This window comes from Capnocytophaga stomatis, from assembly GCF_002302635.1.
Lineage (GTDB): Bacteria > Bacteroidota > Bacteroidia > Flavobacteriales > Flavobacteriaceae > Capnocytophaga > Capnocytophaga stomatis.
The window spans coordinates 1,716,415-1,735,913 of the sequence record NZ_CP022387.1; the positions used below are offsets into that span (position 1 = coordinate 1,716,415).

Here is a 19,499-nt window from a genome sequence, read left to right on the forward strand (position 1 = left end):
ATTACTTCTAAATTTGGGCGTAAGCATTATGGTATGTAGATTTGGGCGTAAGCATTACGCCCCTACACCGCCTCACGCATCCCTATTTCACTATCATTTTTTGTGAGAGCACGTCGCCTCCTGCTTCAACAAGAATGATGTATTGCCCCGCCGATAGATTCGGTTTGTTAAATGGCAGTATAAAATCGGTTTGTGCTGAAAATTCCTCAGGGGCAAAAAGCTCTCTGCCCAGCATATCTATCAGCCGTACCCGAATGGTTGATACCTTATTTAGTTTGATATGCAACTGATAGGAACCTGAATTGGGGTTCGGCACAATCAAAAACGATTCGATATTTTTTTGTACCTGTATTGCTTGCGAGATGCCCACACGGTCTTTTTCAACAAAAAGCTGTTTTTCAATCACTTTTTGGCATTCACCCAGTGTACCTTTAAGTCCCACACGATAAATCCCCTCTTTAGGAAAACGTACTTCCGCCTCTTGTCTGTTTTGATTTATCACAATCACATCATCCGGAAATTGCCATTGTAAAGCATCTGCTTTTTTAGAAAGATTTATCAGCTTTAACGTATAATCATAGTAGGAAGTAGTAGCCACTAAAAAATCAACTTCCAATACCTGAGAGCTTTGTTTTACAGTGGTTTGGGCTGAAATTTTACAACCCTTATCGGTGGTGGCTTCTACATAATAATTTCCTGCCCGATGTACTTCCAAAGAAGCTTCCGTGCCGAGCAAATTTCCTGAGGCATCTGTCCAACGATAGGTGGCATTAGGTATCTGTCCGCCAAGCTCAAAACTGTGGCTATCTCCCTGGCAAAGGGTAACTTCTGGGGGGAGTTGCAATTGTAATTTTTGGGGCTGAGTAATTTCAAAGGTTTTTTCAATAGGCGGGCAATCTCCCTCATCACGAAGTACTATTTTGTACGTCCCCGCAACAAGGTTTTTCACGCTCTTTCCATCGTGGGAAACACCTTTGGTTAGCATTCTCCCCGAAGCGTCGTACCACGTATGGGTTACCGTTCCTTTTCCTCCCGAGGTGGTTAAAACAATACTTCCGTTATCATCACCATAGCAGGTAAGCTGAGTAATCTCTTCGCTATCAATCCTTGCTGCCTCAGGGTACGAAAGTACCACTTGCGACTGCACCGAACAGCCTTTGCTGTCGCTTACCACCACAAAATATTTTCCTACCGAAAGCCCCGTAGCGGTTGGGGTGGTTTGCCCATCGCTCCACTGATAGGTGTAAGGAGGCGTTCCCCCTTGTGGCAATGCCTTAGCCGTTCCCGAAGTAGGAGCTGAACAACGGATTTCGGTACTTTCGGTGGTAAGTATCAATCGCTCTGGAAATTTCAGTGTAAAAGTACCGCTGGTGGTATTGTTTTTTTTGTCCTTAATATCCACACGATACGTCCCTTCGGAGAGTTGTTTTAGCACGGGTTCTGTCTCTCCCAATAATTTTTCAGAAGTGGTGGCTTCCACACGATACCACTGGTACTCATACAGAGGTCTGCCACCTTGTACGTATGCGTAAAGCTCGCCGTCTTTATTGAGTTTTGGGTCGTTATTGGGGTCGTCATTGGCAGGATTACACGAAATCGCTACTTTTTCAGAAATGCTAACTAACAGCGGGTCAGGCTCATCAATGGAAATGGTTTTGGTTAGCACACAATGATTTTTGTCGGTAATGGTCAGCATATAATCGCCTTTATCAAGCTGAGTATAATGAACTACAAACTGATTTTGCAGATTTGTTTGGGTTGAAAATGTGTTGATTGTAGTGCCACTTTTAGTTGTTAGCGTACATTGATACGGCTCTGAGGGGACTTTAAAAGGCGTTCCGCCAGTGAGAATTGCCTGAATTTCTCCGTTTTTCAGCCCAAAACCCGAAACGTCCTTTTTGAAAAATGACGGATTCGGCTGGTCGTTTTCGTCCTCTGCTTCCTTTTCATTGAGAATAGTTATGGGAGCAGCAGGCTGGGTAATGGTTACTGTAACAGCCCCTTCCATCTGACAATCATTTTTGTCCAAAATGCCGATGGTATAATCTCTCGCCGAAAGGTTGTCAAGAGTAAATTCATTGCCCATAAAAGCTACTGTTTTTCCATCTTTTATGTATCTGTACGGAGGCGTACCTCCTGACACAGAAACTTTTATAGAACCTTCGTTCTTGCCATAGCACTTGTTGTCGTTTTTGGAGGTAATTTCCGCTTTTAGTTCGGGAATAGCTACAATACGAAAGGTTTTTTCAAATTCCGCACCATCGGAAAAACTTGAAATAGAGTCCCTGTCGTAGTGATATTTGCCTATGAATTGCAATTGATACCAATGGAGAGAATCTGTCAGCGAAGCAATGTTGGGTATGGTGATGGTTTTGTTTTTAAAATTTGCTTTAAATTGTTCATTATCATATGAAATAACAGGCTGTCCCGTACTGCTAAATGTACCATTAACCATCGCACCCTGAACAATGGAAAGACTTGCTTTTTCATTTGTGTACAATTCCCTGTCTAAAACCACTTGAACGTTTCCGCTTTCTTTGGGGCAACGAGGCTGCTCGGGCTTAAATTCTTTGACCTTAGGAGCGGAAATGGTTACGTCTAACGGAATGACATTGGAAGAAGAGCAAACTTCATTAGGATTGTCCTTATCGAACGATACCACCCGAAAATAAATCGTTTCTCCAATATGTTTCTCAGCCTCCAATTTATTGCCGAAAATATCTTCGGCGGAAACTGAGAGAATATACGATTTTGAGGTTTGGGATAAAGTTTCCCACTGGTATTCATAATCATCAATAGCATTGTTCCAAGTGCGGGTTTTTGAATATTGATAGTTATACAATTCCGACGGAAAACCCTCCTTAGCCAATAGCTTTACCTTTGTCCCGATAGGTAAATATGTGTTGGGAATTGTGCCTCTTAGCTTTTCGGAAGAAAGCGTGTGATTGGGTCTGATTTTGTAGTTGAATTTTAAATCTGCTTTTGCTTGGCTACCTCCTTTATCACCACTTTCGATTTCCCCAAAATGAACGAAGTTAGTTTTACAATAAGAAATATTCGTGTGTGGTTTAGTTGCTTTAGCTTCTGAGGTATAGTTGCAATCACAGCAAGTAGATACCCATTGATCTCTTGCATCAACAACCCGTCTATACACTTCAATTCTTATTACTTTTTTTTTCAATATAGTTGAGTGTTTATTAGGCGGATATATATTGCTATTGGAATTATCGTCGGAATAAAAAATAACTTCATATCCTCCTCCTTCATAAATAGCTTTGATTTCGGTTATTGAAGTACATAAACGGTCTTCCGCATAAGAAATTATATGCATATTTGTTAAATCTATATAAGCAAAAGGGTTTTCTTCTTGCGAAAAAGATAAGTTTGAGAGTAATAGTATAAAAAAAACAATTCTTCTCATCGTCCTTGTTTTTAAGCTGTTTTCTTCGCAAAGGTAAAAAATTTATCTTAATTTATTTGCTTGATTTACTTTTTTTTATACATTTGCCTCAATAACTTTAAAAAGCAATTTCATATGAAAAAAATTTTAACTTTTGTAGTAGCTATTTTGGCAGTTTCCCTGTATTCTTGTGGGAAAGATGACAAGAAAAATGATGCACCAAATCCGCTAATTGGCGAGTGGGCGTTACAATCACAATCAGAAGGTGGTAAAGAGTTTAAGGAAGAATGTCAAGAGTACACCTATTTTCTTTTTACTGAAAAAGATGTTGAACTTCACCGATTTAAAAAAGAGGGAAGCGTTTGTACAGATAAATTTGAAAGTAAAGTCCCTTACACTATTTCAAATAATCAAATTCATGGCGAAGCTAATGGGCAAAAGACAAGTATACCTTTTTCAGTTAAAGATGATATTTTAACGATTACGTTAGGTTCTGTTACTCAAATCTACAAAAAAAATGCTCGTAAGGTAATGCCTTAATCATTAAAATACAAAGCCCTCCCACCTGTAGAGGTGGGAGGGTTTTTTGTTATATCCCTCCAATTTCTTTTACAAAAACCTCAATTTTCTCAGTAGATGTGGGGCTTTGGTCTTGCAGGATTACTTTTATCAGATATTGGTAAGTGGTTTCGGGGGCTATGTCGGTGTCTTCCACTGAGGTTACAGGCTGGGAAAAACTCCGCCAAAGGGTTGGTTTTTCACCTTTAATAGCTTTGTAGATCACTATTTCACTGATAGTTACTTTTAGTTTATCCCACCGAAGTTCTATTTTTCCCTGCCCCACACGGCTATTAAGCCCACGAAGCACCCGAGTATCGGTCAGTGGCTTGTGATGAATGTGAATCACAGGAGCATACTCTGAAAAATTACCGCTTCTGTCCTCTGCCCTAAGCGAATACACAAATGTCCCTGAGAGGGTTGCAGGTTCTTTGTACGTATAGCTTTCCTGATGGCTATGTTTTTCGGAATGGATTTTGTGCCACTGTGTCGCCTCCTTTTCTTTTCGGTAAAGATGATAATGGGTTACATCATCGTCAAAACTTTGTCGCCAAGTGATTTTCCAATGGTTTTTCTCTTGCATATACCCCGTAAAAATCGGCGTTGAAGGCGGAATTTTATCAGGTTTGGTCAGTTGCAAAATTTCAGAGCGAGCGGATTCGTTTTTGCGAAAATCAATCGCCGTTACAGCGTAAAATATTTTTTCGTTGAGATTTTTAAGCGACAGCGTATCGGTAAAATGCGTGTCGGTAATGTGCGAGCCTGTGATACGCATCATTTCTTCTTCTTTTTGGAAGGCCCGAAACAGATAATACCCCATCAAATCGGCTTCGGTGTTGGCTTTCCATTGCAAACGAACAATCCCCAGAGAATCAATATTTCCGATAAGTTGCTGTACTTCAATAGGTGGCGTGTCATCTTCGGGTTGTACAAGCATTGCAAAAGAATCTTGCTGTGAGCCATCTCTGCCAAAGGTTCGTATCTTATAATAATTAGAAGACGTTGGAGGTGAATGCACTACACTTCGTTCTGCAACAGAAATCTCATCTTTCACGATACGATATTCTCTGTCATTGGCAGAATGTAATAAGGCAAAATGTGTGATTTCATTTTCGTTTTCCTTCGGGAAATTCCACACAATGCGATATTGATTGTCCGTTATGGCTTGTATTTTTGAAAGTTGGGCTGCAATGCTGAGGGATTTGATACCTTTTCCGCTTACAACTTCTGTGTAAGGGCTATAACTTCCAAAAATGGTTTTTCCCCGCAAACGATATGAAAATTCTTTATCGTTTTGTGAAAGCGAATCAATATAAACCATCGAAGAAGCATTAGCACCTTGATTCATATTTACCACCGGAAGTTCGCTAACAGGCTTGAAATCCGTTTTCCCTTCCGCTTTCTCCAAAAAATAATAGCTATACAAACTGCTCAACGTTTTATAATCCCACGTAAGAAGTACCTTTTGGTCTTGAAAAAAAGCATTAAAATCAAGCGGAACGGGAAGCGGTTCGTACTCCTGCAAACTTGCCATAACGCTTCCTGCTTCAAGGGAGAGCTTTTCGTTGGGGAGCAGATGAATTTTATAAAAATATTTCTCGTTTTTTTTGACCTGCTTGTCCACATACCCCCAACCCGCAAACCGAGCCACCTCAAAATCCAAATCGGCAGCCATTAAGGCAAAGGAAAAACGCTGTTCCACCTCTTTGGCTTTGTTTACAATCCCTTCGATGGCACTTTGGTTGGAACTGATTTCTACCTGAAAATCTTCCCCATAGATAGCCTGTGCTACAATGGCGGCATTATCGTTTTGTTCCACCAGTGATTGCCACGCTTCGAGCTTAGGTACCATAAAAGTTCCCAAATCCAATCGCTCAGGAGCGGACAGCAACTTTCCGTCACGTAAAACGGTAAAGCGTTCCAGCCGAAAACCTATCGTATTGGATTTCTGCCAAGCAAGGGGAGCATCCACCGCCCATCGCAAACAAATGGCATCACTTTGGGTTTCCTTAACTAACTGTAATGATGCTGTTTCTTGGGAAAAAATTTCAGTGCTGAGCATCAAAATCGTAATAAGTATGCATCTAAACGGTATCATTCAATTGATTTTTTGATATTTTTTAATTTGTTTTTATCAGAATGGAATGGTGTTTTTGCCAATTTTTAATCTTTTGTTTGTGAAAAAGCTTTGTGATAAAAATCAGCCAGCAACACGGAAATGTAATCCGTTTTTTCTTTGGCGGTAATGTCTTTTTGCAACGTTTTATAGATATCTTCTTTATGAAGTTGCCCAAAGTTTTGCAAAAGACCTTTTTCTTCCATAACATCTTGTAGGGTAAGTCCTTCAAGTTGTTGCATCATCCACAGATGATTGACATATCCTTGCTCTGCCTTGCGGAATTCGGCTTCCGACTGAGGTGTTTTTTCCTTGTCCCATTGTTGTTTTTTGGCAAATAAATTACTTTTTAAATAACCGTCCGCTTGATGTGCCTGCCGATACAGATTTTGTAAGCATCGGAAAACAAACATTCGGTAATCTTGTTCCAATTTTTCCTCAGGAGAAAGTATTTTTCTTTCTTTTATGTTATTTTTCTCCTTATTCCTTGTATCTTTTTCCTTGCTCCTTGTATCTTTTTCCTTGTTTCTTGCTTTTTTCTTCTTGAATTTGAACTTAGGCAGAGGAATTTCTGTTTTATCAAAACGATAGGTGTAACCGATGCTGATGTTGCTTTCTTGTCCGGTTTGGTAATCGTTTTGAGATTGGCTATTGCGGAAAGATTGTACGGCACTGAGAGTAAACTGGTGATTTTTCCAAGGCGAATATCCTGCTCCCAATTGAATATTTGCAGTATTTGCTTGTGTATGAACACCTACAGAGCGGCTATAATTACCACCCAATGATGCAGAAAGTTTATCTTCAAAAAAACTTTTAGTTACCAAAATCGAGGGACCGAAAATTTGTGATTTTTCGCGAGCCGCCCAATTATGCGTATAGTTTAGCGAAGGCGTTATAGAAAGTTTCTCATTGGGAAACAACAACGAATAATTTATTCCTGCGTTATGAAATCGGGAAATACCTCCTCTGCGAACTATTTCATTCTCTCGATTTACCACATCATTGAGCGTATAATTCAATGTTAATTGTTGATTTTCAGAAAGAGTATAAGCAAGATTCACGGCTACATTTTGCGATACTTGTCTGTAACGAATCGAATCCTGAGGCTGCTCGTATAATTGCGGATTGTTGAGCTTTTCAAAAGGGTTTGTCTGTTTGTTGGTAAACATCGTAAAATTACTATAACTACCCGTTAGTGTGAATGATTGATTCACTTTTGCCGATACGTTCATCGAGCCTACCCATTGATTGGATTGCTTGATTTTCTGACCATTGAGGTTATCTCGCTGTTTTCCGATACTCCCCGAAATCATTACATTCCCTTGAAAAAGATGCATCGAACCATTTAACGTAATATTCTCCATATCATTTACAAAATAATACGCTCCAAGAGTTTTATAATCAGGGGCTACGGATTCATAACGCAATCCAACACTTGTCTTTCCTATCAAAAAGTTGATGCCCGTGTTATAAGCCGCATAATTTTTGGGCGTTTCGTTTGTATATGAAAACCTACTGAGAGCGTATTCGCCAAAAACCTCCACAAAATGCAAGGGTTTGTATTTTCCGAACAGAGAATAGGTTTGGTTTTCCAACGGATATATTTTCTTTTCATCAGGAATAAAAACTTCAAGCGAATTGGGTTTATCCTTAGCAAAAAAGAAAATACCGCCCACTTCTACATCATTGCTTTTGTACATCAATTTGGTTCCATAGCCCCAACGTTCGTACATAGGCACGGTTTGCGGATTGCCATCATATTCGATGGCTTTTTGTAATCGACCACCCATTAAGGACACCTTAACAGGAAATTTTTCTGGATTTAGCTCCAAGCCACCTCCCGTAAACTGCAAACCGTTAAAAGTATAGGGCGAAAAGGACATATTTACATCTCCTATGTGAGCTTGTATCCACTTGTACTTGGGGTGTAAACTGAGTCGGTTGAATTTAAAAGGTATTTGATAATCAAACTTACTGCCCTGATTGGTGAAACGATAGCTGAAAGGAATCGTCCAGTTGTAAAAACCAAGATTCATATTTCCGCTGAAAAAGTACAGAAACGGGGCATTTTGTATAGCCTGTTTGTTTTCCGAAGAATGAGTGTAAACCCCACTGGCAGAGGCACTCCCTGAAATTGAAAACGGATTCTTTTTGAGCGTTTCTTCAGTACGGCTGCCGATATTCTCCAAATCTATCTGCTGGGAGAATCCCAAAGCACTCAGCAAAAACCATAATCCGAAAAACAAAAGCCTTAATTTCATAATGTTACATAATTACAATGAAATTACGGTATTTTTTGTATTTTTATATCTACCAGTATGTAGGATTGTAAACCAGCATTTATGTATTCCTTTACCTTAATCGCACCTTTTCTTCCATCAGAAGTTTGGAAAAGTACAATTCTGGGAATCAAATCTTTATTAAAAGGAGCTTGATTCTTATAAGAAACAATATCTATTGGAGCAATTGCACTGCCTGAACTTAATTGGTCAAAACCATCAACATCTAACAAAGTTTGTCCTACATTTTCTTGCTTGTTGATAAAATGGCTTTGTGTGGCTCCGGGAATTTTTTCGAAAACGGTTTCTTGAACTTTATCGGGAGAAAGAAAAATATTATAAGAGAAAGAAGAGTTCTGCCCAAAATAAACAAAATCAATGAGTTTTCCTGTTTCGAGGGTAATTTCTTCCGAAGTTAAAATTCTTCCCAAATAAGAAGAAAAAAAGCAACCGATGGTATTTTGAGCCGTATTAACACCCAATTTTATATCTTTAAAAGTCAATAAATTGTCTCCCTTTTCAACGATGATTTCTTTGCTTAAAGAAAGGGTTTGTTTATCATTTTTTGCGGTCAGAGTAATTTGGTATTTTCCTTCACGAGCGAGTAAAAAATTCGGATTTTCTTCGTTACTTTCCTGCGTAGAAATTCCGTCGGTAACCTGCCAATGATACCCCAAAGTAGCATTTTTGGTTTGATTGCTCAAAAAAATACGTACAGGTGCTTGGTAATTTTCAAAATATTCATTTTTCCAACCAAAAGCAACCTCCAAAGGCGGATTGACACGAATGTTTTTTTCCATTCTTTCACGTTGAGAATGATTAATCACCTCCAAACTTATTGTAAATTCTCCTTCTTGACTAAAAACTACGGTCGGATTTTTTTCAGAACTATACTCGGGGATACCACCCTCAAAATGCCATTGGTACGCCTGAGCTCCTTGGCTGTTGTTCTGCATCACTAGTGTAAGAGGAGCGTGCAGACTTCCTTGCTGTTGCCAATCAAAAGAAGCAACCAATTCTGCAAATGCAGTAAAATGTTTTTGAAATGTTTTTTGTTCTCCATCAACATTCGATGTGTGCAAGGTTATCGTGTGGGTGCCTGGCTGTCTGTACACAATTTCTTCAGGATGCATTACGTCCGACGAAGTATAACTACCCCCCGGAAACTCCCACTTAAAGGTATCAGCTCCTTGTACTTTGTTGAGCATCCTAACCCGCACAGGAACGTTATATCGCTCCCCCACAACCAAAACCTCAAAATTACCTTCAATAGGAATATTTTGCTCTACAGCACAACCCAAAAGCACAACAAAACAGACACAAAAATATCCAATCCTGCTCAAAATCATCGTAGCAATATTTTATATATCAACCACAAAATTAAGAAAAGATATTATTCATCAAAAAAATTAACATTTCTCCCAAGACAAACGTATTGAAATTGGGAACTTACTTTATATCATTTTTCCCTTATTACCTCTATTGTGACCAATTCTAAAAATGAATCTTAACCACTTTAACAACGCCCAAATATACAACCTTCATTTATTTCATACACATCTTCCACCAATCTTCCCGATGATTTTATTTATTAAAACCAAAACCCTACCTTTGCCAAACATTGAAAACATCAATCTTAAAATGACAGTAGCCGATTCCATAGAAGAGTATAAAAGATTAGATATCGAGAATATTTTTAATTATGAGGAATTTCATAAAATACTCATAACGAGTCATTCTACCCGTATCGAAGGTTCTACCCTTATCTACGAAGAATGCATTGAACTCATACAAAAAGGCAACACTCCCGGAGGGAAAAATATTCTGTTTTCAAACCAAACCTTAGACCATCATCAAGCTCTGAATTTCATTATAAAAGAAGCTGACATCGGTCGGAATATATCCAAAGCATTCATACAAGAAATTGCTGCAAAAGTGATGAGATGCACAGGAGAGCTCTTTACAAACATCAACGGAACCATAGATACCTCCAAAGGCGAATTCCGAAAAGCCAATGTTGCCGCAGGCTCAGCCTCTTTTATGCATTATAGTAAGGTTGTACCCGCAGTGGATAATTTAGTCAAAGAGCTAAACGATAATTTTGACAGTCAAAAAGATAGCCTTTCTCAATTGGAGTTTTCTTTCTATGCACATTATCAATTGGTGAACATTCATCCCTTTTTAGACGGAAATGGACGCACTTCAAGGCTTTTGATGAATTTTATACAGCGAAAATACCAATTGCCATTGGGTTTTGTATTTGCAGAAGACAGATTCCAATATTACGATGCTTTAAATTCCGTAAAAAAGACAGAAAGCTTTCGTGAATATTACGATTTTATGTTCAGCCAATACCAAAAATATCTGCAAACAGAAATCGATAAACAAAAGAAAATCGGACAAGAGAAAGAGCTACCTTTTAAGTTTGGACGTAACAAATAGTTTGGTGATTTTTTATCACTTGTTACTTTTTTAACTTGTTACTTGTTATTTGTTACTTGTTATTCCTTCCTCGCATCAAATCCCGATTTGAAATGCACCAATTTGCTGCCTTCGTTCGGGTTCTTTCGGACAAATTCCTGCATCATTTTTGTATTGTTTTCCAAATTGTTTATGTAGGTTTTCTCATAAATCCCTTTGCCTTCATTGTGTATCTCTCTTAGCAATTCTTCGCGGACTTCCATCTTTGTTCTGACGCTCTCCGCAAACCAATATTTTGCAGAAAAAGAAGTAATTACCAAAATCACAATGGAAAGAATCAAAATCCCGATACTTCCGTTGAAGCTATTTTTCAGACTTTTTAGTTTGTTCTCAAACTGGTCTAATCTATCAATAGCCTGTTTCGACAAATCCAATTTGGTAGCCTTAAGCCTTTCTAAAAACCGAATGCGTTCCTCTTTTTCTTCTTTCACAAGTCTTTTAACTTCTTCCTGTGAATAAGTCGTGCCTCTAAGAGTCGATTCATATTCTCCCAAAAGGCTTAAAAAATCCTCATACAAAGAAGTCAGTCTTGCAGATTCTTCAATGTGTTCTTCATTGCTTTTAATCACTCTTTTTAGCAATTCCAAACCATCATCCTGAGGTTGATTTTCTGTGTTTTCCATTAAATTTTTCATATCTATTTATTTTTTAAAATTACGTTTCTCCTTTCTAACAAGTTCATCATCAGCAGATACATACGTGGGACGAAAAAGATTTTTAAGCAAGTTATTTTCTCTTTCCACATAATTTTGTCCAAAATCCGTTTTTATTGTTTCACCTTTTTCGTTGAAAGATTTTTGAGTATTAAATGCTTCCGAATTTTTATTTATCATCTCTTTGATGTCTTTAATTTTCAGTTGATTGGTAATTTCAGAAAGTTTGTATCCCGGCAGATATTCCCTTTGTGTTTGCTCGTTAATATCTGTGTGTTTTACAATTCGCATTCCCGAAACGCCCACCTTTACATTCTCCGAAAGTGTGACCCGATAGCCTTGTTGGTGCATTTTGGCAATTAGCTCTTCAAAACTTTTGGCGGTTCTTAAGCACATTTTCAGAGCGCCAAGCATTTCTGCCTTCTTTTCCTTGCCAATTTCCACATCGGTTTTCAAATGCATTTCTTTGCAAACCTCCCGCACAGCTGCTCCAAAACGTTCGCCGATATTGTGTGCCTTGATGGTATTCTTTCCGCAGGTATTCATCCGATTAACAATAAAGTGAATATGTTTCTGTTTGGTCGCATTGTGGATGTCCAACCGAATTTGATTATCTTCCGTTACACCCACTTTCCGAAGTGCTTTCAAGGTCAAATCAACCAGTTGTTGGTCTGTAAGTGCATCACCGATGGATTTTTCGGGGGAAATATATCCCGTAAGTGCCCAATTCTTTACCTTAGGATTTCTATTCGCCACAGTTTTCATTTCTTTAAACTGATGTTCAGCATTTTCAGAAAGTAAATTGTTGCTATACACCATCCGAGCGGTTCCCTTATCGTTGCCGTTATATTCCACAGCAATTTTGGAAATTCTTCGAGTCGTTGCCGAGTTATTCATTTTATTCTTTTTTATTTTTGCCCCCTTTCATATAAATATCTATAAATAAGCTTAGTAACTATTTCAATTTCTTTCAAAATTTCTTGTTTGCTTTCCAACTTTGAAAATTCGCGATTTCGTAGCAGATTTTTAATCCTTACAAAATGAGTTCCGTAGGACAAAAGCACTTCGTCCGTTTTAAATTCATTGATTTTCAGTTCTTTTTCCATAATCAGCAATCGGACGTATTTTGATAATTTCAGATTCAGCCTTTGGGCGTTTTCGTTTACCTTTTGATATTCTTTTGGGGTGAGCCGTACAGAAATCAATTTTGAAAAAAGAGGCGTATTTTTCCTTGCCAGTCCTCCTTTTCTGCCGATATCCCGAAAATGATTTTTCCTTTTTTCTTCTGCATTTTTTTGCTCTTGATGCTCGAAAATTTGGGTGACAAATTCTTTTAAAAAATCCTGTTTCATATCGCTAATTATTAGATTATAGTTACTTACAATGTGTTTTCGACGATAGGAGAAAACCAAAAAGACCCATCCTCTACATTAAAGCCCCACGCTTTTTGTAAACAATGGGTACTTTTTGCACTCAAAAACAAGCAAAACTTTTCCGTATAGGTTGCAGAAAGAAGAAGGGTTGGTTAAAAATTTTCTCTCTGCATTTGTTTTCTCTTGGCATCTTACCTTCTTACCAACAGATTGATTTCTCTAAGTTTTCCCTATTTTTAACTTCCTATCTTTTCCTACCTTCTTACCTATTTTTACCTAAAATTAAAATGAAACTACCTTTATAAACAATTGATAATAAGTATATTAATCTAATCAAGGCAAGCAGGTAACTTAGGTAAGAGGATTTACATAATTTCTATCTTCTTAGAAATGAGATATCCGTAAGTTTGTTTTTGCGGGTGTTTGATGCGTTTATATTTTTGACGCGTAAGAACTTTTCCGATTTTAATAATATTGAGTTTCACCCTTAAATTTGTATTTACTATCAACATCACATCAGAAGCGGTGAGAAAATCTTCAATATTCTCGGATTTTTCGAAATACTTGTTGATAAACTCTTCTTCAAGGCTAATTGCGGAATATTTTTCATTCCGCCTTTCATTAATTTCAATGTCCTCGACTGTAAGTTCCGGATCGTAATTTTTTCTCTTAAAAGCATTGAAATAAGCTTGTGACCAAACTTTATTTATATCAATTTCAGATGTATACGCAAAGTTTATTTTCGTCACTTCAAAAACGAGCCAGCGAACACTTCCCGTTTCATCCGTTAGAAAGTCTGTACGGTTGGTAGAGCCAACAAACGAACAGATGCGTTCCAAAAGCTCTGCTTTTCGTCCGTACGGAAGACGAACGTTCACCGAACTCTTAGAAATAAATGATTTCAAGATGTTTATGTCTGCCTTAGAAAGTACTGCCAGTTCGTCCAAATTACATATAAGATTCTTACAAATAGCGATGATGCCATCCTTATCCACTGAGATATTTTCAGTATAGTACGGCAACAGCTCGGGTGGTGTAAGAAAACGTAAAAAAAAGGATTTACCTGTGTTCTGCTCCGATGTAAGCACTATGCATTGTTTGTTGATATATCCTTTTTTGAATACACAAAGTACAGCCCGTGTAAGCCACTTTTCCAGATGATAACGGAAAAGCGGGTCATTATCGGTGGAGATGTAGCTTGCTAGAACTCCGATAGCATCAAAATTGTCCCATTCGGGGAGGTTCTCAAAGTATTCCTCAAGTGGATTGTACTGCGGAATAAAGTGACTTCGCAAAAGAATTTCCAACTTTGCTAACGTAATTTCTATCCCTGACTGGGAAAGTTCTATCAATAACGAATTGATATTGAGAATTTCCCAGTTTTTGGGATTTTCCCTAAGCTGAATTTCATATTCCAGAGCAATGCTATTGTACCTGATGTTGTATTTTTTGTTTAGGTAAGCTATCGCTCGGTCATATATGGTCTGACCAGCACTGGAAGAATGATAAAGTTTAGTTTCTTTCATCTTTATTTGTTCCAGTGATTTACGATTTCGTTCTCAAAATCTTCGTCCTCCTGATTTTGACTTGATGAAAGAATGTAAGCAATCAAGTCTTCCCTCCTAAAATAAAGTTTTCGCTGTCCTTCTTTCCTGTATGCCTTTATCTTTCTCTGATGTTTCAGTTGGTAAAGATATTCTGGCTCAAGGTTAAGGAATAGGGCAGCCTCTTCCTTACTATAGAAAGGTTTGATTTCCAGTGAAAGTAACTGAATTATGGTTTCATTAAATTTTTTTTGGTTTTCAGTAAGCAATAGGATTGCTTTTTCCAACGCCTCTTTGTTCATTATTTCTGATATTTTAATGGTTTCGGAGCAAAAGTATCGTGAAATAAATAAGGCAGAAAAACCTGAAGAAGATATTTTTAAATAATTTACTAACCTCTTAAAATCAATATTTTACAATAGGAATATTAATTTAAAACTGATGTGATTCGGGTTAAAAATTATGCTTTTTTCCAAATGTTATTATGGTAAGCATTAAAATTCTGAGGAGTTATAGGATTTTCTTTGGGATTACCTTTCTTGTCGACTGAGAGTACAATTTCATTTAAAAGTTCGGCTACTTTTTGAGACGTTTCAAATCCCTTTGTTTTCGATTCGTAATCCTCAAAAACAGATGTATATTTTGCAAAAAAGTTAAAAATAGACTCTACTCCCAAACCATTTTTGGCTTTATTGATAAATTCTATCTTACATAAAACTTTTTGTTTTGCGAAAAATGAAGATAAATTTTCTTTTGAATCCTTGGTTTGTTTTATACCATACAAATTGATTATATCCTCAACAGATTCTTTTTTCTCAAAAATTTGAAAAGGATAATGACCTTCTCTTTCCGCTTCTATGTGAGTAATATTAGTTGTGTTATACGTCTTTTGAAATGAAAAATTATTGTTTGTAGTGTTGGTGATTAGAAAATTATTTATGGGTGGTGTATCAACTTTTTCAACCTTTGTTTCTTGAAATTTAAAATGTTCTTGATACGGTTTTTTATAAAAATTTAAAAAAACTTTTAAAGGCTTGAAAGGAGTGTCCATTTTGTATTCAATTACAATGAATATGTAACATTTTAACATAATGGACAAAAAAGTGCTTAAGTATATATTATTGGTCAAAAAATTTTTAAAAACCCAAAAACTTATTGTAATTCCTACAAATAGTAATAAAAGCAATGATACTATTAACAACCTATTCCGATTCCACGTTCCATACCAAGCAAATCGCTCTTTCGTACAAAAGTTTACTATTAATGGCTCAATAGCAAAGAGAACTCTCCCTATCAGATACACAATGCAAAAAAGGTCTACAACAAGAAAGATAGAGAAAAAAGTTTTCATAATATATAAGTTTGGGGTAAAATTAAAAATAAACTATTATAAGACAAAATGAAGAATATTTGTTCGTCAAATGTTCGTCACAGAAGCAAAAAGCACCTACAAATAAATTGTAAGTGCTTGATTTTCTTTGTGGTCCCAGCTGGGCTCGAACCAGCGACCACCTGATTATGAGTCAGGTGCTCTAACCAACTGAGCTATGAGACCCGTCCATTTCAGACAGGTGCAAAAGTACAATTATTTTTCTTTCGCACAAATTTTTTCTGAAAAATAAAATAAAAATTCGGAATTTAAAAATATATTTTTCATATAAAACATTGTTTATTAATATGTTACAATGTGTGTTTATTCATCATTTCTGTACAGAATTGCAACGCTCTTTTCTCATTATAGTACACATTTCCTTTGTCATAGAACGCTACGTGACCTCCATATTTTGGCATTTCCAGATAGAAATGAGGCATTTTTTTGGCAATTTCTTTCGGGAAACAGCTTTCGGAAAGAAACGAATCATTTTGAGCATTTAAAAGCAAAGTCGGTTTTGTAATCTGGCTCAAAACAGTAAGTGAGCTACATTTTTGGTAATAATCTTCTGCATTAGCAAAACCATTTAATTTTGAAGTATATAAATCATCAAAGTCTTTTAACGTTTTTACCGAATTTATTTCAGAAATCACCAATTTATCAGGAAATTGTTTGAACTTTTCTCTGGCTTTCTGCTTCAATGTTATCAAAAATCGTTGGGCATAAATCCAATTTCTTTTTTGATCCAACCTTTCTGAAGTTCCCTTCAAATCACAAGGTGTGGAAACTGCAATTATTGTTTTCACTTCTTGCGGAAGTTGATGTGTGCCAGCATAATACAAACTGATATTTCCGCCCATACTAAAGCCTTTTATCACAATTTCAGTGTATCCTAAGTGAATCACATTTTTTACAACTTCTTCCAAATCAGAAGATTTTCCCGAATGATACGATGAAAGTAAGCGATTGTCTTCACCACTGCATCCTCTGAAATTCATCGCACAAGCATCGAATCCGTTTTGATTGAATAATTTTGCTGTACCCAACACGTAAGGTCGTTGAGCTGAGCCTTCTAATCCGTGCAAAATAATGACACAACGATTCGTTTTTTGCCCAGAATAACTCCAATCTATATCCAAAAAATCACCATCGGGCAGTTCCAATCGCTCTCTTTTCTGGATTACACCCGATACACTTCTAATTTTTCCGGAATAAATGGTAGAAATATCCGCTTGCTGAAATAAAAACGGTGGTTTGTACGCGGATTGAATAATAGGCATTTTTCATCTGATTTTGGATATGCAAAATTAATAAAAGAATTAGGTTTTATACCAAAAATATAGTATTTTCGCAAGTGTAATAAATATTTTAATGATGAAAAAAGTAGTTCTTCTTTTCCTGTTGTTAGCCATTGGCTGTCAAACTCCTAAAGAAATTTCTTTCAAAGAAAGTGATATTAATATCATTCCAAAACCAAAAAACATCTCTCTATCAGATGGTTATTTTGAATTTACGTCAAAAACGACCTTCGTTGCTCCTGATACATTGCAAAACGTAGCGAAATTATTAACCGAAAAATTTCAAAAAGCTTCGGGGTGGGATTTGAAAATAACGAATGAAGCTCCGAAAAGCAATTTTGTCGTTTTGGAAGTTGATAAATCGCTTCCGAAAGAAGGCTACAAACTTAATTCTGATGGTGAAAAAGTAACAGTAAAAGCTTCTGACCGTAACGGATTTATTTATGCAATGCAAACGTTGCGGCAATTGCTTCCCAATGAAATAGAAAGTACAAAAAACACTGAAAAACAATGGGTTATTCCAAGCGTTTCTATTGAAGACCAACCGCAATATCCTTGGCGAGGACTGATGATTGACGTAGCACGGCATTTCTTCCCGAAAGAATACATCTTAAAAACCATCGACCGAATGGCAATGCTCAAACTCAATACGTTTCATTTTCATTTAATTGATAATGAGGGATGGCGAATTGAAATCAAAAAATATCCTAAACTTACCGATGTTGGGGCGTGGCGAATTGACCAAGAAGAAAAACATTGGAACGCACGAAGCACAAATCCGCCTGGCGTTAAGGGAACTTACGGAGGCTTTTACTCTCAAAAAGAAATTAAAGAAATTGTGGCTTACGCATCCGCAAGAGGCATTACGGTAATCCCTGAAATTGAGATGCCTGCACACGTTATGAGTGCCATTGCCGCCTATCCTGAACTTTCGTGTCACAAACGACCGATAGGAGTTCCATCGGGCGGGGTTTGGCCTATTACGGATATTTATTGTGCCGGACAAGATGAAACTTTTACCTTTTTGGAAGATGTTCTTACGGAGATAATGACATTATTTCCAAGTAAATACATTCATATCGGAGGCGATGAAGCTACACATACCGAATGGGAAAAATGCCCAAAATGTTTACAACGAATGAAAGAACATAAACTCAAAAATGCTCACGAACTGCAAAGTTATTTCATAAAACGAATTGATAATTTTTTGGTTGCAAATGGCAGAAGATTAGTAGGTTGGGATGAAATCATTGAAGGAGGATTGCCTCCGCAAGCTGTTGTGATGAATTGGCGTGGAATTGACATCGGCAAAAAAGCCATTGAACAGGGTCACGAGGTGGTTCTTACAAGTGATTGTTACATAGACCAATATCAAGGGCTTCCTGATAATGAGCCGCTTGCAATCGGTGGGTATTTGCCTTTGAGTAAAATTTATAATTATTCATTACACAAAGACGAGCTGACGGAACAGCAACAAAAACAAATACTTGGAAGCCAAGCAAATTTGTGGGCGGAATACATTCCCAACGAAAAACATTCTGAATATATGATTTTTCCGCGGCTTTTAGCCCTTGCCGAAACCGTTTGGACTCCCAAAGAGATGAAAAACTGGGACGATTTTATGAACAGAGTTCAAAAGTCACTTCCCCGACTCGAAATAATGGATATCAATTACGCAAAATCAATGTATCAGGTATCGTCTAAAATTGAAAATCAGGGTGATAAAGTTTCTGTGACATTAAGTAGTGAATTGCCGAAAGCAGATATTCGTTATACGTTGGAAGGCGATTTATCAAAAGCCACAAAATACACGCAATCCATTGAAATAAAAGAAACTACAAATATAAAAGCAACCGTTTTCTTTAATGAAAAACCCAATGAAGTTATTTATTCCGATACGATTGTTTTTCATAAAGCAGTAGGGAAAAAAGCCACATACAATCCTGTTTATCACAAAAGTTATCAGGGGCAAGGAGATGGCACATTAACCAATATCGTGCGTGGTACAAAAAACTTTCACGACAAGGAGTGGCTTGCTTGGCTCGTGGATGATGCTACTATTATAGTTGATTTAGAGGGAAATACAGAAATTGAAAAGGTAATTATAGGGGCGATGGAAAATCAAGGTTCAGGAATTTATTTCCCAACGAAAATAGAACTTTTAATTTCTGCCGACGGAAAAAATTATACCAAAATCAATGAAATTAATCGTCCGCACGCTTCAAACGGATATGCAATTTTAAAAGATTTCAAATTTGAATTTGAAAAACAAAAAGTTAGGTTTGTGAAATTGAAAGTACAAAACTTGGGTCATCCGCCAAAAGGAGGCGATTCTTGGATGTTTATTGATGAAATTCAAATTTTCTAAAATAAAAAACAGGTCGTATAAATTGAGTTATACGACCTGTTTTTCTTCTGTGAAGGA

The 19,499-nt window shown here is 37.0% G+C and carries 14 protein-coding genes and 1 tRNA gene; 3 read left to right on the forward strand and 12 right to left on the reverse strand.

The features are described 5' to 3' along the window. Positions 1-82 precede the first annotated feature (82 nt). Positions 83-3,421, reverse strand: a complete 3,339-nt coding sequence (locus CGC58_RS07540) for a T9SS type A sorting domain-containing protein (protein ID WP_095896172.1) — start codon at positions 3,419-3,421, stop codon at positions 83-85. 114 nt (positions 3,422-3,535) lie between these two features. Between CGC58_RS07540 and CGC58_RS07545 the strand changes: the two genes are divergently transcribed. Beyond that, the gene (locus CGC58_RS07545) at positions 3,536-3,940 is read left to right on the forward strand and encodes a lipocalin-like domain-containing protein (RefSeq protein WP_095896173.1); all 405 of its coding nucleotides are present in this window, start codon (positions 3,536-3,538) and stop codon (positions 3,938-3,940) included. A 49-nt stretch (positions 3,941-3,989) separates the two neighbouring features. Here CGC58_RS07545 and CGC58_RS07550 read toward each other — a convergent pair whose 3' ends face one another. The 3 genes from CGC58_RS07550 to CGC58_RS07560 form a co-directional block, all read right to left on the reverse strand. Then, on the reverse strand, positions 3,990-6,056 hold the full coding sequence (locus tag CGC58_RS07550) for a fibronectin type III domain-containing protein (protein WP_232748809.1): 2,067 nt from the start codon (positions 6,054-6,056) through the stop codon (positions 3,990-3,992). A 65-nt stretch (positions 6,057-6,121) separates the two neighbouring features. Continuing rightward, positions 6,122-8,335: a TonB-dependent receptor gene (locus tag CGC58_RS07555; protein ID WP_095896175.1), complete on the reverse strand. Its 2,214-nt coding sequence runs from the start codon at positions 8,333-8,335 to the stop codon at positions 6,122-6,124. Between the two features lie 23 nt (positions 8,336-8,358). Then, positions 8,359-9,702: a PKD domain-containing protein gene (locus CGC58_RS07560; protein WP_095896176.1), complete on the reverse strand. Its 1,344-nt coding sequence runs from the start codon at positions 9,700-9,702 to the stop codon at positions 8,359-8,361. A gap of 151 nt (positions 9,703-9,853) precedes the next feature. Here CGC58_RS07560 and CGC58_RS07565 point away from each other — a divergent pair, with 151 nt between their 5' ends. After that, positions 9,854-10,795, forward strand: a complete 942-nt coding sequence (locus CGC58_RS07565) for a Fic family protein (RefSeq protein WP_232748810.1) — start codon at positions 9,854-9,856, stop codon at positions 10,793-10,795. A gap of 59 nt (positions 10,796-10,854) precedes the next feature. On the opposite strand, the gene CGC58_RS07570 is transcribed toward CGC58_RS07565, so the two are convergent. From CGC58_RS07570 to CGC58_RS07610, 8 genes are all read right to left on the reverse strand, one after another. Beyond that, positions 10,855-11,469, reverse strand: coding sequence for a hypothetical protein (locus tag CGC58_RS07570; protein WP_232748811.1), 615 nt, complete (start codon positions 11,467-11,469; stop codon positions 10,855-10,857). Positions 11,470-11,475: 6 nt separating this feature from the next. Continuing rightward, a complete protein-coding gene (locus CGC58_RS07575; RefSeq protein ID WP_095896179.1) occupies positions 11,476-12,384 on the reverse strand; it encodes a relaxase/mobilization nuclease domain-containing protein in 909 nt (302 codons plus the stop codon). 11 nt (positions 12,385-12,395) lie between these two features. Then, on the reverse strand, positions 12,396-12,839 hold the full coding sequence (locus CGC58_RS07580; RefSeq protein ID WP_095896180.1) for a plasmid mobilization protein: 444 nt from the start codon (positions 12,837-12,839) through the stop codon (positions 12,396-12,398). 386 nt (positions 12,840-13,225) lie between these two features. Continuing rightward, on the reverse strand, positions 13,226-14,386 hold the full coding sequence (locus CGC58_RS07585) for a VapE domain-containing protein (RefSeq protein ID WP_018279785.1): 1,161 nt from the start codon (positions 14,384-14,386) through the stop codon (positions 13,226-13,228). Between the two features lie 2 nt (positions 14,387-14,388). Continuing rightward, positions 14,389-14,706 carry a helix-turn-helix domain-containing protein gene (locus CGC58_RS07590; RefSeq protein ID WP_095896181.1) on the reverse strand — a complete coding sequence of 106 codons (318 nt, stop codon included), beginning with the start codon at positions 14,704-14,706 and terminating at the stop codon, positions 14,389-14,391. 158 nt (positions 14,707-14,864) lie between these two features. Further along, a complete protein-coding gene (locus CGC58_RS07595) occupies positions 14,865-15,755 on the reverse strand; it encodes a hypothetical protein (protein ID WP_157909231.1) in 891 nt (296 codons plus the stop codon). A gap of 130 nt (positions 15,756-15,885) precedes the next feature. After that, a tRNA-Ile gene (locus CGC58_RS07605) sits at positions 15,886-15,959 on the reverse strand. A gap of 125 nt (positions 15,960-16,084) precedes the next feature. Beyond that, on the reverse strand, positions 16,085-17,056 hold the full coding sequence (locus CGC58_RS07610) for a YheT family hydrolase (RefSeq protein WP_095896183.1): 972 nt from the start codon (positions 17,054-17,056) through the stop codon (positions 16,085-16,087). Positions 17,057-17,150: 94 nt separating this feature from the next. Here CGC58_RS07610 and CGC58_RS07615 point away from each other — a divergent pair, with 94 nt between their 5' ends. Beyond that, on the forward strand, positions 17,151-19,442 hold the full coding sequence (locus tag CGC58_RS07615; protein ID WP_232748886.1) for a glycoside hydrolase family 20 protein: 2,292 nt from the start codon (positions 17,151-17,153) through the stop codon (positions 19,440-19,442). The last annotated feature ends 57 nt before the right edge of the window (positions 19,443-19,499 follow it).